Annotated in this window: 13 protein-coding genes; all 13 read left to right on the top strand. The window is 60.3% G+C overall.

What is annotated here, in order from left to right; genetic code table 11:
- The first annotated feature begins 1 nt into the window (after position 1).
- The 13 genes from P6287_RS07320 (at position 2) to P6287_RS07380 (ending at position 14,080) form a co-directional block, all read left to right on the top strand.
- Positions 2-556: a hypothetical protein gene (locus tag P6287_RS07320; protein WP_277974725.1), complete on the top strand. Its 555-nt coding sequence runs from the start codon at positions 2-4 to the stop codon at positions 554-556.
- Positions 553-1,881 carry an AMP-binding protein gene (locus tag P6287_RS07325; protein WP_277974726.1) on the top strand — a complete coding sequence of 443 codons (1,329 nt, stop codon included), beginning with the start codon at positions 553-555 and terminating at the stop codon, positions 1,879-1,881. The genes P6287_RS07320 and P6287_RS07325 overlap by 4 nt, the downstream gene beginning before the upstream one ends.
- Positions 1,868-2,215: a beta-hydroxyacyl-ACP dehydratase gene (locus tag P6287_RS07330; RefSeq protein ID WP_110865895.1), complete on the top strand. Its 348-nt coding sequence runs from the start codon at positions 1,868-1,870 to the stop codon at positions 2,213-2,215. Before P6287_RS07325 ends, P6287_RS07330 begins: the two co-directional genes overlap by 14 nt.
- Positions 2,209-3,903: a glycosyltransferase family 2 protein gene (locus tag P6287_RS07335; RefSeq protein ID WP_277974727.1), complete on the top strand. Its 1,695-nt coding sequence runs from the start codon at positions 2,209-2,211 to the stop codon at positions 3,901-3,903. Before P6287_RS07330 ends, P6287_RS07335 begins: the two co-directional genes overlap by 7 nt.
- A complete protein-coding gene (locus tag P6287_RS07340; protein WP_101760881.1) occupies positions 3,896-4,312 on the top strand; it encodes a thioesterase family protein in 417 nt (138 codons plus the stop codon). Before P6287_RS07335 ends, P6287_RS07340 begins: the two co-directional genes overlap by 8 nt.
- Positions 4,309-4,920 (top strand): outer membrane lipoprotein carrier protein LolA, encoded by a 612-nt coding sequence (locus P6287_RS07345; RefSeq protein WP_277974728.1) that lies wholly within the window; start codon positions 4,309-4,311, stop codon positions 4,918-4,920. The genes P6287_RS07340 and P6287_RS07345 overlap by 4 nt, the downstream gene beginning before the upstream one ends.
- A complete protein-coding gene (locus tag P6287_RS07350; RefSeq protein ID WP_277974729.1) occupies positions 4,886-7,207 on the top strand; it encodes an MMPL family transporter in 2,322 nt (773 codons plus the stop codon). The genes P6287_RS07345 and P6287_RS07350 overlap by 35 nt, the downstream gene beginning before the upstream one ends.
- Positions 7,204-7,776 carry a DUF3261 domain-containing protein gene (locus P6287_RS07355; RefSeq protein WP_101760878.1) on the top strand — a complete coding sequence of 191 codons (573 nt, stop codon included), beginning with the start codon at positions 7,204-7,206 and terminating at the stop codon, positions 7,774-7,776. The genes P6287_RS07350 and P6287_RS07355 overlap by 4 nt, the downstream gene beginning before the upstream one ends.
- Positions 7,773-8,930 (top strand): beta-ketoacyl-[acyl-carrier-protein] synthase family protein, encoded by a 1,158-nt coding sequence (locus P6287_RS07360; RefSeq protein WP_192413691.1) that lies wholly within the window; start codon positions 7,773-7,775, stop codon positions 8,928-8,930. Before P6287_RS07355 ends, P6287_RS07360 begins: the two co-directional genes overlap by 4 nt.
- On the top strand, positions 8,923-9,396 hold the full coding sequence (locus P6287_RS07365) for a hotdog family protein (protein WP_192413689.1): 474 nt from the start codon (positions 8,923-8,925) through the stop codon (positions 9,394-9,396). The genes P6287_RS07360 and P6287_RS07365 overlap by 8 nt, the downstream gene beginning before the upstream one ends.
- Entirely contained in the window at positions 9,393-10,124 is a 732-nt protein-coding gene (locus tag P6287_RS07370; protein WP_192413687.1) for a 3-ketoacyl-ACP reductase FabG2, read from the top strand. The genes P6287_RS07365 and P6287_RS07370 overlap by 4 nt, the downstream gene beginning before the upstream one ends.
- The gene (locus P6287_RS07375; RefSeq protein ID WP_192413685.1) at positions 10,121-11,356 is read left to right on the top strand and encodes a beta-ketoacyl-ACP synthase; all 1,236 of its coding nucleotides are present in this window, start codon (positions 10,121-10,123) and stop codon (positions 11,354-11,356) included. The genes P6287_RS07370 and P6287_RS07375 overlap by 4 nt, the downstream gene beginning before the upstream one ends.
- A 522-nt stretch (positions 11,357-11,878) precedes the next feature.
- Positions 11,879-14,080, top strand: a complete 2,202-nt coding sequence (locus P6287_RS07380) for a TonB-dependent siderophore receptor (protein WP_192413683.1) — start codon at positions 11,879-11,881, stop codon at positions 14,078-14,080.
- Positions 14,081-14,337: the final 257 nt, after the last annotated feature.

A 14,337-nucleotide genomic window follows, 5' to 3' on the forward strand; every position in this document is an offset into this window, starting at 1 on the left:
CATGCTGCTGCGGCTGCTAAACGGAGCGGCGCTGCTGGCGTGGCCGTTTCTGGTGTGGTTAACCCTCACCCAGCCACAGTGGCGCGGCGTGACGGGCCTGCTGGCGCTGCTGTTTGTGCTGCGCGTCTGGACGCTGCGCCGCGCCGCCGGGCCGATGGCGCGCGTGATGCTGATGCTGGCGCTGGTGGGCAGCGCGTTATGCCTCGCCAGCCTGCTGCTGCGATCGCAACATCTGCTGCTGTGGTATCCGCTGGTGGTCAATGCATCGATGCTGCTGCTGTTTGGCGCGTCGCTGTGGAGCCCCCTGCCGCTGGTGGAACGGCTGGCACGGCTGCGCGAACCGGATCTGCCACCGCGCGCGGTGCGTTATACCCGCCGCGTGACGCAAGTGTGGTGCGGCTTTTTCATCTTCAACGGCAGCGTGGCGCTGCTCACCTGCCTGCTCAATGATGTCACGCTCTGGACACTCTGGAATGGGTGCATCAGCTATCTGTTGATGGGCACGCTGATGGGCGGCGAATGGCTGCTGCGTCAGCGCATAAGGAAACAGGCATGAACTTACATAGCCTCCGCGACTGGTTCAGCGCGCCGGATCGCATGGTGGCCTGGCACGGCCAACAGCAACATACGCTGCATACCTTGCGTCAGCAGGTACGGGCGCTGGCCGATCGGCTGCAAAACCAGCCCGGCCAATATTGGGCGCTGTGCTTTGATAACAGCTATGCGTTTACCGCCGCGCTGCTGGCGCTGTGGCACGCCGGTAAAACGCCGGTGATCCCCGGACACTGTCGCGCGGCCCAGCTGGAAGAGATGGCCGACAGCCTGGATGGCGTGATCAGCGATATGCCGCTGGCAGTCGCGCTGCCGCAGCTGCGCTGGGACGGCGCACTGGCGAGCGGTGCGTTACCGCCAATCGCCGCCGACGCCACGCTGGTATTGTTCACCTCTGGTTCGACCGGCACGCCGCGTCGCGTAGTGAAATCGCTGCGCGCGCTGGATCTTGAAGCCCGCTGGCTCTCCAGCTTGTGGGGCGCACGCTTACGTGATTGCCATGTGATTGCCTCCGTCAGCCATCAACATCTGTATGGCCTGAGTTTTCGCATCGTGCTGCCGATGGCGTTGGGTTTACCCTTTGCCGCGCAGCAAATTTTCTACAGTGAACAGCTGGCCGATCATTCACCCGATCGTCGCTACGCGTTTATCAGCAGCCCAGCGTTTCTGCGGCGTCTCGATCCTGCATTGGCCGGGCCGCGCTGCGAACTGATCGTGTCCGCCGGTGGCGCGTTGCCGTGGACGGCGGCGCAGCATGCGCAACAGGCGCTGAGCTGTACGGTTGATGAAATCTATGGCAGCACCGAAACCGGCGTGATTGGCTGGCGCTCTGCACGTGAGGAGAACGCGCTGTGGCACTGTTTCCCGCAGATTACCCTGCGTGAGCAGGACGCCGGACGCTGGCGGGTGTTTTCCGCCTTGCTGGAAACCGATGACGGTTGCGCGCTCGACGATCGTATCGTGCAGCAGCCGTCCGGCCAGTTTCAGCTGGCGGGACGTCAGGATCGCGTGGTGAAGATCGAAGATAAACGCGTATCGCTGAGTGAAATTGAACGCCGCCTGCTGGCGTTGCCCGGCGTGGAAGATGCCGCCGCGCTGGCGATTCAGCGTCACGGTCGTCACGCGATTGGCGTGGTGCTGGCGCTGCCTGAGATGCTGGATGCGGCGACGCTGCATCAGCTAAAAATTGAGTGGAAACGCGCCCTGCAACCCTGGCTGGAGCCGGTGGCGATTCCGCGCTATTGGCGCGTGGTGACGTCGATTCCTGTCACCGCACAAAGTAAACGCGCCTGGCCACAAATTGAGGAGTTATTTGATGCTGCCGGTTGAACTGCATGCCGAACAGCAGGGCGATGCACTGACATTGCGCCTGCACGTTGTTGCCGATCTCTTTTGGTTTCGCGGCCATTTCCCGACGCTGCCAATTCTGCCCGGCGTGGCGCAGCTCGACTGGGCGCTGCATTACGGCCTGACGCGTTTAGCCATCGGTAAATCTTTCGCTGCGATTGACAATATCAAGTTCCAGCAGCCGGTGCCGCCGGATGCCGAACTGGCGTTACAGCTGCAGTGGCAGGCAGAAAAATCGCTGCTCAGTTTCAGCTACAGCCTGATCAACGGCGATGTGGCGACGGTGGCCAGCAGCGGGAAGATCCGCCTGTGTTGAGTTCTCACTTCACGCCTTGTGTGCTGATTCCCTGCTATAACCACGGCGCGATGCTGGCGTCGGTGCTGGCGCGGCTGGCACCGTTCAACTTGCCGGTGATTCTGGTGGATGACGGCAGCGATGCCACCACCAAACAGCAGATTGCGGCGCTGGAGGTACCGCAGTTGCGGGTGCTGACGCTACCCCACAATCAGGGCAAAGGCGCGGCGGTGATTGCCGGGATGCGTGCGGCGGCGGCGGCAGGTTACAGCCACGCGCTGCAACTCGATGCCGATGGCCAGCATCAGGTGGAAGACACGCCGCGTATGCTGGCCGAAGCGCAGCGTTATCCGCACTGTCTGATCTCCGGTCAGCCGCTTTACGACGCCTCGATTCCCAAATCGCGCCTCTATGGCCGCTACATCACCCATTTCTGGGTGTGGGTGGAAACGCTGTCGTTCTCGCTGAAAGACAGCATGTGCGGCTTCCGCGTCTATCCGCTCGCGCCATCGCTGGCGTTGTGCGATCGCCGTCCGATTGGTCAGCGCATGGATTTCGACACCGAAATCATGGTGCGCCTCTATTGGCAGGGCACGCCGAGCCGTTTTATCACCACGCGCGTGACCTATCCAGCCAGCGGCGTATCGCACTTTGATGCGCTGCGTGACAACCTGCGCATCTCATGGATGCACACGCGGCTGTTCTTCGGCATGTTGCCACGCATCCCGCAGTTGCTGCGTCAGCGTAGTGATGCGCAACACTGGTCTGCAACGCCGGAACGACGCGGGCAGAGCGGTTTGCGCTTTATGCTGTGGCTCTATCGCCGCGCCGGACGCTTGCCTTTTATCTTGCTGCTGTGGCCGGTGGTGGCGGTTTACTGGCTAACCGGACGCACCGCGCGCGCCGCCTCGCAGCAGTGGCTGAAGCGAGTGCGGGCGATGGCGCAGCAGCAGAACATCGCGCTGCCTGCGCCGCTCAGCAGCTATCGTCACTTTTTGCGTTTCGGCTACAGCATGCTGGATAAAGTCGCGAGCTGGCGCGGTGATCTGCAATGGGGGCGCGACATTGATTTCGCGCCAGGTGCGGAAGCCACCATTCGCGCCGCCGAGGGCAAAGGCCATCTGATTCTGGCCTCGCATCTCGGTGATATCGAAGCCTGCCGCGCGATGGCCAAACAGGTCAGCGGATTGGTGATTAATGCGCTGGTGTTTACAGACAATGCGCAACGCTTCCGCGAGGTGCTGGAGAGCATTGCACCGCAGGCGGGCGTCAATCTGCTGCCGGTCACCGATATCGGTCCGGACACCGCCATTCTGCTGCAGCAAAAACTTGATGCCGGTGAATGGGTGGCGATTGTTGGCGATCGTACCGCCGTGCATCGCCAGCGCGGCGGCGAGCGTCGCGTGGTGTGGAGTGAATTTATGGGCCATCCTGCACCGTTTCCCCAGGGACCGTTTGTGCTGGCGGCGGCGTTGCGCTGTCCAGTGCTGCTGATGTTCGCCCTGCGCGAACAGGGGCGATTGCGGGTGCACTGCGAAGCCTTTGCCGATCCGCTCTCGCTGCCGCGCGCCCAGCGCCAGCAGGCGTTACAGGCCACCGTCGATCGCTACGCCGAACGGTTACAACAGCACGCGCTGATGGCGCCGCTGGATTGGTTTAACTTTTACGATTTCTGGACGTTGCCCGAGGAGAAAAGCCGCGATGAGTGAAAGCAACTACCGCGCTGAGGTGGACATTACCGTGTCGTTTCACGACTGCGATCCGATGGGCGTGGTGTGGCACGGCAACTATTTCCGCTTTTTTGAAGTGGCGCGCGAAGCCTTGCTGCGCAGCGTCAATTACAGCTACGGCGAAATGGCCGCCAGCGGCTACGTCTGGCCGGTGGTCGATACCCATGTGAAATACCGCCAGCCGCTGCGCTGCGAAGAGGTGGTCCGCGTCGTCGCCAGTATCAGCGAATACGAAAACCGTTTACGCATTGATTATGTGATCCGCAACGCGGCGGGGCAGGTGACCACCAAAGCCCACACGCTGCAGGTGGCAGTCAATGCAGCGACGCAAGAGATGTGTTTTGTCTCGCCCGATATTCTGTTTGAACGCCTGGGAGTGAAACCGTGATCAGAACCCTTTGTCTGCTGCTGCTGGTGATCTGCGCCAACGCCAGCGCGGTCACGCTCGAGCAGTTGCAACAGCGCTTCGCCAGCCAACCGGTGATCCGCGCCAATTTTGTTCAGGTGCGCACCATTGCCGGGATGGCGCAGCCGCTGGTGTCACGCGGTCAGCTGCTGATCGCCCAGCAGCAGGGTTTGTGGTGGCAGCAAGCCACGCCGTTCCCACTGATGCTGATCCTTGATGATAAGCGCATGGTGCAGAGCATGAGCGGCCAGCCGCCGCAGGTGATCACCGCCGACAGCAATCCGCAGATGTTCCAGTTCAACCATTTGTTGCGCGCGCTGTTCCAGGCAGATGAAAAGGTGCTGCGTGAGAATTTTGCGCTCGATTTCCACGATCTGGGCAACAACCGCTGGCAACTTGGTTTGACGCCGAAAGCCGCGCTGCTGAATAAGATCTTTAACCGTATCGATCTGCAAGGCGAGGCGTTTCTTAATCGCATCACGCTGGATGATAAGCAGGGCGATAAAACCGAGATCACCCTTAGCGCTACCCGCACCGAACCGAAACAGTTAACCGATGAAGAGCGAGCCCGTTTTGCCCCAGCGCAGTGAAAAAACCGTTGCGCTGCTGTGGCTGGCGGTGTGCCTGACGTTAGCGGTGGCGCTGGCGGTTTTGCTGCCGCGCAGCCAGCTGAATAGCAGCGTGCTGGCGTTATTGCCGCAGCAAAACCTCGGCCAGGCGCCAGCGGAGATCCAGCACGGCTTTATGCAGCGCCTCGATCGTCAGCTGGTGTGGCTGGTAAGTGCCAACGATCACGACGGCGATGCGGTTGCGGCCTGGTGGCAAGCGCAGCTGCAAGCCTTGCCGATGCTGAAACAGGTGAGCGGAGCGCTGGATGACGATCAGATGCAGCGCTGGGGCGCCTATGCGTTTCAACATCGCAACGGCTTGATCGATGCGGCCACGCGCGCGCGCCTGCAGAACGGTGGTAACGCGCAGGCCGACTGGATTCTGGCGCAGCTGTTCTCGGCTTTCGCGGGCGTCGGTAGCAAAGAGATCGGCCACGATCCGCTGCTGCTGGTGCGCGGCGCACAGCTGACGATGCAGCAGAACGCCAATAAAATGCTGCTGCATAACGGCTGGCTGACGGTCAAGGATGCGCAGCAGCGCCGCTGGTATTTCCTGCACGGCGAGCTGGCGAGCAATGCTTTCAGTATCAAAGAGAGCCATCAACTTGTGACCGCGCTCAATCAGCTGGAGCAACAGCTGAAAACCCGCTGGCCGGATGCGCAACTGCTGACGCGTGGCACGGTGCTGTTTAGCGACGATGCCAGCCAGCGCGCGCAGCATGATGTCGAAACCCTCGGCAGCGCAACGTTAGCGGGATTGTTGCTGCTGGTGTGGCTAGTTTTCCGTTCGTTGCGGCCGCTGGCGCTGTGCGCATTGTCGGTGGCGATGGGCGCGATGGCGGGCACGGTGCTGACGTTGCTCTGTTTTGGTGAGCTGCATCTCACCACCTTAGTGATGAGCCTCAGCATTGTCGGTATTTCGGCCGATTATACGCTCTACTATCTGACGGAACGCATGGTGCACGGCGAGCAAGCCACGCCGTGGCAAAGTTTGCATAAGGTGCGCGGCACGCTGTTGCTGGCGCTCGGCACCACGGCGATTGCCTGGCTGTTGATGCTGCTGGCACCGTTCCCCGGCTTGCGCCAGCTGGCGGTATTTGCCGCCAGCGGATTAAGTGCTTCCTGCCTGACGGTGATCTGTTTTTATCCGTGGCTGGTACGCGGTTTACCGGTGCGGCCGATTCCGGCGATGGTATGGCTGGCGCGCTGGCTGGCCGCGTGGCGGCGCAATAACGGGCTGAAGCGCGGCTTACCGGCGCTGGTGGCGATCTATGCGCTGAGCGGCATGCTACAACTCAAGGTCGATGATGATATTGCCCATCTGCAAAGCGCCCCGGCGCAGCTGTTAGCGCAGGATCGTCAGCTGGCGCAACTCACCGGTCAGCAGGCCGATCAAACCTGGTTTGTGGTGTGGGGCGATGATGAACAGCAAGCACTGCAACGGCTGAGCGCGCTGGCACCCAAGCTGCAACAGGCGCAGCAGCAAGGCTGGTTCAAAAGTTATCGCGTGCTGCCGCTCAGTTCGCTGGCGCAGCAGCAGCAGGATGTAGCGCTGCTACAGCAGGCTGCACCAACCATTCTGGATCGATTGAAGCAGGCGGGCATTACTGTAGCGAATGCTAATCTCAGCGCCATGCCGGTGACCGCCGCCGACTGGCTGGCGAGCCCGCTGAGTGAAGGCTGGCGGCTGCTGTGGCTGTCGCTGCCGGACGGACGCAGCAGCGTGCTGGTGCCGATCGGCGGCGTTAAAAACAGCGCCGCGTTGCAGCAGCTGGCATCCCAGCAGGTGGGCGTCAGTTGGGTTGATCGCAAGGCCAGCTATGATGAACTGTTCCGCTTCTGGCGCACGCTGCTGAGCGGATTGCTGGCGTTGGCATTATTGCTGATTACCGGCAGCTACATGCTACGGTTGGGCGTGAAAGCCGGGATGCGCAGCGCGCTGCCGTCGTGGCTGTCGCTGGCGGCGGCGCTGGCGACGCTGGGCTGGATCGGCGCGAGCCTCAATCTGTTTGCCTTGCTGGCGCTGATTCTGGTGCTGGGCATCGGCATCAACTACACGCTGTTCTTCAGCAATCCGCGCGGCACGCCGTTAACCTCCATGCTGGCGGTGACGCTGGCGATGATGACCACACTGTTAACGCTCGGCATGCTGGTGTTCAGCAGCACCGCCGCCATCAGCGGTTTTGGTACCGTGCTGTGCAGCGGGATTTTTTGTGCATTCTTGCTGGCGCCGTTGGCGCTGGCTCCGGGGAAAAGGAAGCAACGATGAAAATGGGCATTTTGCTGCTGTTAAGCCTGCTGGTAAGCGGCTGCGCGCAGCATCAGAGCGACCTCAATCGGCCAACCGCGTGGCTGAAACCGGGCGTGCGCGTCACGCTGCCGGCGCCGGGCATCTCGCCCGCGTTTCAGCAGCAGCAGTTGCTGACCGGCCACGCCAAAGGCAAAACCCAGTCGCTGCTGGTGCTGCTGAGCGCGGATTCACAGCAGCTGAGCCTCGCCGGTTTGTCATCGCTTGGCATTCGCCTGTTCCGCGTCACCTATGATAAAAACGGCATTCACACGCAGCAGATGATGGCGCTGCCGGAAATGCCGCCCGCCAGTCAGGTGTTGGCGGATGTGATGCTGAGCCACTGGCCGATCAGCGCGTGGCAGCCGCAGTTGCCGCGTGGCTGGACGCTGACCGACATCGACGATCGGCGCGAGCTGCGCGATCCCGCCGGCAAGGTGGTGACGCTGATTCGCTATCTGCAACGCGGCGAGTTGCGTGAGCCGATCAGCATCGATCAACGTGCGTTTGGTTATCAGATTCAAATCCAACATCTGGATGCCTCATCATGATTTACATCTCCGCCTTTGGCATGGTGAATGCGCTGGGCAACAACCTGGCGCACATCGCCACACAGTTGCAAGCGGGCCACGCGCCCGGTATGCAACCGCGTGACGGCTGGCTGCAAGACGGCAAACGCTGCTGGCTGGGCGAAGTGCAGGGCGCGTTGCCGCTGATTCCTGCCGCGCTGGCGGCGCATAACACCCGCAACAATCAGCTGCTGCTGGCCGCGCTGGCGCAGATACGCCCGGCAGTGGATGCGGCGATCGCGCAATATGGGCGCGATCGCGTGGCGATTGTGCTTGGCACCAGCACCTCCGGCGTGGATGAAGGCGATCGTCAGGTGGATGACGCCTTGTCGGGCTACGATTACCGCATGCAGGAGCTTGGCGATCCATCACGCTTCCTGGCGCATTTTTTAGCGCTGGACGGTCCGGCTTACACCATTTCGACTGCCTGCTCATCCAGTGCGCGCGCCATAATTAGCGGCCAACGTTTGATTGATGCTGGTTTAGCGGACGTGGCGCTGGTGGGCGGCGCGGATTCGCTAAGTCGTATGCCGATTAACGGCTTCGCCAGCCTGGATTCACTCTCTGAACGTCACTGCGCGCCGTTTAGCGCCGATCGCGACGGCATTTCGATTGGTGAAGCTGCCGCGCTGCTGCTGCTGACGCGCGAAAAGCAGCCGCTGGCGCTGCTCGGCTGCGGTGAATCGTCGGACGCGTGGCACATGTCGGCACCGCATCCTGAAGGCGTCGGCGCTGAGCGCGCTATGCTGATGGCGCTGCAACAGGCGGGTTTACAGCCGCAGGATGTTGGTTACATCAACCTGCACGGTACCGCCACGCCGCTGAACGATCAGGTGGAATCTGCGGTGATTCATCGCCTGTTTGGTGAACGCGTGCCGTGCAGTTCAACCAAACACCTGACCGGCCACACGCTGGGCGCGGCGGGCGCCACCGAAGCGGCTTTAGCCGCACTGATTCTGCAGCGGCAGCTGCCGCCGCCGCCGCAGGATTTCTCGCTGGCGGCACACGATACTTCGCTGCCGGCGTGCGGTTTGATCACCACGCCGCAGCCTTTGGCGCGCCCGGTGATTGCCTCAAATTCGTTTGCTTTTGGCGGGAACAATACCTGCCTGATTGTAGGAAAGCCTTATGAGTGATTTTCTGCCGGTAGATGCTTATCTGCCGCATCGTGCACCGATGCTGCTGCTGGATCGCGTCATCCAGGTTAGCGACGACAGCGTGATCTGCGAAGTCAGTATCAACGCGACAGGCGTGCTGGCCCCTTTTCTCACCGCACAGGGCGATTTACCGGCGTGGTACGGCGTGGAGATCATGGCGCAGACCGTTGGCGTCTGGTCGGGCTTTCATGTGCGTCAGCGCGGCGGCGATGAGATTCGTCTCGGCATGCTGCTTGGCGGACGCGGTTATCGTGCCAGCCGCGCCGCTTTCGCCGCCAATAGCACGCTGCGCGTTGAGATGCGCCTGCTGATGCGTGACGACCGATTGGGCAGCTTCGAAGGGGAGATCCGCTGCGGCGAGGCGATCATCGCCAGCGGGCGGCTGAATACCTATCAGCCCAATGAACACGAGTTAATTCAATTGCAACAAGGAGTTCAGCCATGACACGCAGCGTTTTAGTGACCGGCGCAAGTAAAGGTATTGGCCGCGCCATCGCATTGCGTCTGGCGCAGGATGGCTTTGAAATGGTGGTGCATTATCATCGCGACAGCGCCGGTGCCGCGCAGACGCTGGCTGAGATTGAGGCGGCAGGCGGATGTGGGCGCACCTTGCAGTTTGACGTGGCGCAGCGCGATGCCACACGCAGCGCACTGGAACAGGATATCGCCACGCATGGTGCCTACTACGGCGTGGTGAGCAATGCGGGCATCACGCGCGATGCGGCGTTCCCGGCGCTGACCGATGACGAGTGGGACAGCGTGATCCACACCAATCTCGACAGCTTCTACAACGTGATTCATCCGTGCGTGATGCCGATGATTGGCCTGCGCAAGGGCGGACGCATTATTACGCTCTCCTCGGTCTCGGGGATCATGGGCAATCGCGGCCAGGTCAACTACAGCGCGGCCAAAGCCGGCATTATCGGTGCCACCAAAGCGCTGGCGATTGAGCTGGCGAAACGCAAAATTACCGTTAACTGCATCGCACCCGGCTTGATTGATACCGGTATGACCGATCTTGAGCCGCTGGTGATTGACGAGGCGATGAAGCTGATCCCAATGAAGCGCATGGGCGCGGCGGATGAAGTCGCCGGACTGGCCAGCTACTTAATGTCGGACATCGCGGGCTACGTCACGCGTCAGGTGATTTCAATCAATGGAGGTATGCTGTGATTCAGCGCGTAGTGGTAACCGGCATGGGCGGCGTGACCGCTTTTGGTGAGCGCTGGAGCGCGGTGGCTGAGCGGATCAAACAGGGCAAAAATGCGGTGCGCCATATGCCGGAATGGCAAGTGTACGACGGCTTGCACACGCTGCTCGGCGCGCCGGTGGACGACTTTACGCCGCCAGCGCATTACACGCGCAAACGCATTCGTTCGATGGGGCGCGTCTCACTGATGGCAACGCGCGCCACCGAACTCGCGCTGGAGCAGGCCGGTTTGATCGATCATCCGGTGCTGACCAGCGGTGAAACCGGCATTGCTTACGGCTCCTCAACCGGCAGCACCGGACCGGTGAGTGAATTTGCCACTATGCTGACGGAAAAGCACACCAACAACATTACCGGCACCACTTACGTGCAGATGATGCCGCACACCACCGCCGTTAACGCGGGCCTGTTCTTTGGCCTGCGCGGCCGGGTGATCCCGACGTCCAGCGCCTGTACGTCGGGCAGCCAGGCGATCGGCTATGCCTGGGAAGCGATTCGTCACGGTTATCAAACCGTGATGGTGGCGGGTGGGGCGGAAGAGCTGTGTCCATCCGAAGCGGCGGTATTTGACACGCTGTTCGCCACCAGCCAGCGTAACGACGCGCCGCACACGTCGCCCGCGCCGTTCGACCAGCAGCGCGACGGATTAGTGATTGGCGAAGGTGCAGGCACCTTGATCCTCGAATCGCTGGAACATGCGCAGGCGCGCGGAGCCACCATTTATGCCGAGCTGGTGGGTTTCCACACTAACTGCGATGCCGCGCATATCACCCAGCCGCAGCGTGAAACCATGCAGATTTGTATCGAGCGCGCGCTGAAAACCGCCGGTGTCACGGCGGAGCAGATTGGCTATATCAATGCCCACGGCACCGCCACCGATCGCGGCGATATCGCCGAGAGTCAGGCCACCGCAGCGATTTATGGCAACAGCACGCCAATCTCTTCGCTAAAAAGCTACTTTGGCCATACGCTGGGCGCGTGCGGGGCGCTGGAAGCCTGGATGAGCATTGAGATGATGCGTGAAGGCTGGTTTGCGCCGACGTTGAATTTGTCACAACCGGCCGCTGAATGCGGTGAACTTGATTACATCATCGGTGAAGCGCGCCAGATTGAGACAGATTACATCCAATCCAATAACTTCGCCTTTGGCGGGATTAACACTTCGCTGGTGTTTAAACGCTGGCGCGAAGGCTGATAGCAGGTCGCCATGAATGGCGCTTGTTAGTTAAGTCCGCGACGAACGCATGCCGGATGCTTCGGTACATGTTGTTGAAAAGGGCACAGTTGCCAGAGGCGCTGGCGCGTCTGCTGCGGCAAAAGGGCTATTCGCAGCGCTGAGGCTTTTACGTTGGGCCAGGAGCCTCACGTATGGATGCGTGAGGCAGTTCGGGGTCGGCCAGGGAAGGCCGATCCGCGAACGGTCCGTTGGCACGACATGGAAGCCGAAGGCACCGCGCTAGCGGCGCGAGGACGGCCCGTGACGCAGCAGATGTGTCAGAGCCCGCTACCTAGTCAAAGCAAAACCCTTTCTTCAGTGATAAGCATTGGTCGCCATGAATGAATGGCGACCCTACAAGCCCGGGCAGGGTACCTATTGCACCACTCCTCCATGATATGAAGGTAAAAAGTGGGATTTTTCTTGCTTTCGGGCAACGACTGCGCATAATCGCAAACCGCAATAATAATGATTATCACTTCGTTTGCATTAGGGGATCCCATGCGCGCTATGCCTTTCAATCCCGGACTGAAACCGACGCTGTTGGCCGTAATGGTCAGCGCCGGTTGTTTGCCAGTGATGGCTGCTACCACCAACACCACAACCTCCACTGACGCGAAAAACGAACAGCAGACGCTGACCGTGACCGCGACACCGCAAACCGATTTCAAACCAGGCGGCAACGATCTGGTACCGGCTTTCCTCGATGGCCAGGTTGCACACGGCGGCCGTCTCGGCATGCTGGGTGAGCAGAACGCCATGGACGTGCCGTTTAATGTCATCGGTTTTACCTCGAAAATGATTCAGGATCAGCAGGCGCAAACCATCGGTGACGTGGTGCGCAACGATGCTGGCGTGCAGAATCTGAAAGGCTACGGCAACTTTGCCGAGAGCTATCGCATTCGTGGCTTCAAGCTGGACGGCGATGCCATGACCTACGGCGGCCTGGCGGGTATCGTGCCGCGTCAGGTGATGGATGCCTCGCTGATTGATCGCGTGGAGATCTTTAAAGGGGCTAACGCCTTGCTGAACGGTTCGGCGGAGAGCGGCGTCGGCGGCATGATTAACCTCGAGCCGAAGCACGCTGATGATACGCCGCTGACGCGCATCGGGGTGGATTACACGTCCGGTTCCCAGGTGGGCGGCACCGCCGATATTGGTCGTCGTTTTGGCGACAACAACCAGTTTGGCGTGCGGCTGAATGCGGTTAACCGCGAAGGCGGCACCGAGGTAGATGGCGAGAAAAAACGCACCACCGCTGCGTCACTCGGCCTGGATTATCGTGGCGATCGTCTGCGTACGTCGCTCGACGTTGGCTACCAGAAAAAGACCTTCCACGATGCGCGTAACGGCGTCAACATCAGCGGCATCGATTTCATTCCTGATGTGCCGTCCAACGCGAAAAACTACAGCCAGAAGTGGGTGTTCAGCGATATCGAGTCGGAGTTTGGTCTGGCGAAAGCCGAATACGATCTGACCGATCATTGGACCGCCTATGCGGGCCTCGGCGCGCAGCACACACATGAAGTGGGCAATTACGGCATTCCGAAGATCCTCGACAGCGCCGGCAACGCCACCATTGGTCGCTTCCGCACCAATCGCGTGCAGGACAACATGAGCGGCATGGTTGGCCTGCGTGGTGATTTCACTACCGGTCCGGTGACGCATAAAGTGAATTTCGGTTATTCGGCGATGACCACGAATGCGAAAAACAGCTATCGCATGTCGTCGGGCAACGATGCCAACGTAAATATTTATCACCCGCAGGATGTGGCTGAACCGGATAGCGTGTTCGCCGGTGGCGCTAAGTTCAGCGATCCGCTGACCACTTACCGTTCACGTTCGCAAGGCTACCTGCTGAGCGATACGCTGGGCTTCTTTGATGACACCTTGCTGGCAACCGTCGGCGCGCGTCATCAAAAAGTGGTGGTGCGTAACTACGGTTATGACGGCGTTGAAGATACCGCGACACGTTTCGACAGCAGCCGTTGGTTGCCGGCGTACGGTTTGCTGTATAAAGCCACGCAAAATATCTCGCTGTATGCCAACCATACTGAATCGCTGACGCCGGGCACCGCCGCGCCGTTTACCGCCACCAACTACGGTAGCGTGACCGGCATCGTGCATGCGAAGCAGAACGAAGTGGGTGTCAAAGCGGACTTTGGTCGCGTCGGCGGATCGCTGGCGCTGTTTGAAATCAAACAGCCGGTTGGCGTGCTGAACAATTCGGTCTACCAGCTGAATGGCGAGCAGCGCAACCGTGGCGTGGAGCTGAACATATTCGGTGAGCCGGTGCTGGGCCTGCGTCTTAACAGCAGCGCCACCTGGATCGATCCGGATATGACCAAAACCGGTGACAGCGATCAGGATGGCAAAAACGCCATCGGCGTACCGCGCTTCACTGCGGCGCTGGGTGCGGAGTATGACATCAAGCCGGTGGACGGTTTGACCGCCACAGCATTGCTGAACTACACCGGTTCACAATATGCCGACCTGGCAAACAACATGAAGCTGGATGATTACACCACGCTGGATTTGGGTCTGCGTTACCGCATGAAGGTTAACCAGAACGATATGGTGTGGCGCGTGGGCGTGGATAACGTCACGAATGAGAAATATTGGGCCAATGTTGATGACAGCGGCACCTATTTGTCGCAGGGTGAACCACGCACGGTGAAGGTTTCACTCAGCTACGATTTCTAATCTGCTCTCGAATGGGGCGCGCCTGCGCCCCATTATTTCTCCGCCAGAAATTTTCCTGTAACTTAGGGCGCATTGCATTACACTCTGTGCGGCAATCCTGCGCGAAAACTCGCCTTTATTTTTGAGTCATCATGAGTTCACCTGCACCACCAGACGACCACGACGAACCTTATCGGCAGCCGCTCGACGACGCGCTCTTCGCCATTGTGGTGCTTGCAGTCACTTCGGTTACGCTTATAATCTTCGTCCTGATGATT

This window comes from Pantoea sp. X85, assembly GCF_029623675.1.
In the GTDB taxonomy this organism is placed as follows: domain Bacteria; phylum Pseudomonadota; class Gammaproteobacteria; order Enterobacterales; family Enterobacteriaceae; genus Pantoea; species Pantoea leporis.

Bases quoted from the DNA above. Each gene is read 5' to 3' on its own strand.
- P6287_RS07340 (WP_101760881.1), top strand. From the start codon at position 3,896: ATGAGTGAAAGCAACTACCGCGCTGAGGTGGACATTACCGTGTCGTTT.
- P6287_RS07360 (WP_192413691.1), top strand. From the start codon at position 7,773: ATGATTTACATCTCCGCCTTTGGCATGGTGAATGCGCTGGGCAACAAC.
- P6287_RS07320 (WP_277974725.1), top strand. From the start codon at position 2: ATGCTGCTGCGGCTGCTAAACGGAGCGGCGCTGCTGGCGTGGCCGTTT.
- P6287_RS07325 (WP_277974726.1), top strand. From the start codon at position 553: ATGAACTTACATAGCCTCCGCGACTGGTTCAGCGCGCCGGATCGCATG.
- P6287_RS07370 (WP_192413687.1), top strand. From the start codon at position 9,393: ATGACACGCAGCGTTTTAGTGACCGGCGCAAGTAAAGGTATTGGCCGC.
- P6287_RS07380 (WP_192413683.1), top strand. From the start codon at position 11,879: ATGCGCGCTATGCCTTTCAATCCCGGACTGAAACCGACGCTGTTGGCC.
- P6287_RS07365 (WP_192413689.1), top strand. From the start codon at position 8,923: ATGAGTGATTTTCTGCCGGTAGATGCTTATCTGCCGCATCGTGCACCG.
- P6287_RS07350 (WP_277974729.1), top strand. From the start codon at position 4,886: ATGAAGAGCGAGCCCGTTTTGCCCCAGCGCAGTGAAAAAACCGTTGCG.
- P6287_RS07330 (WP_110865895.1), top strand. From the start codon at position 1,868: ATGCTGCCGGTTGAACTGCATGCCGAACAGCAGGGCGATGCACTGACA.
- P6287_RS07355 (WP_101760878.1), top strand. From the start codon at position 7,204: ATGAAAATGGGCATTTTGCTGCTGTTAAGCCTGCTGGTAAGCGGCTGC.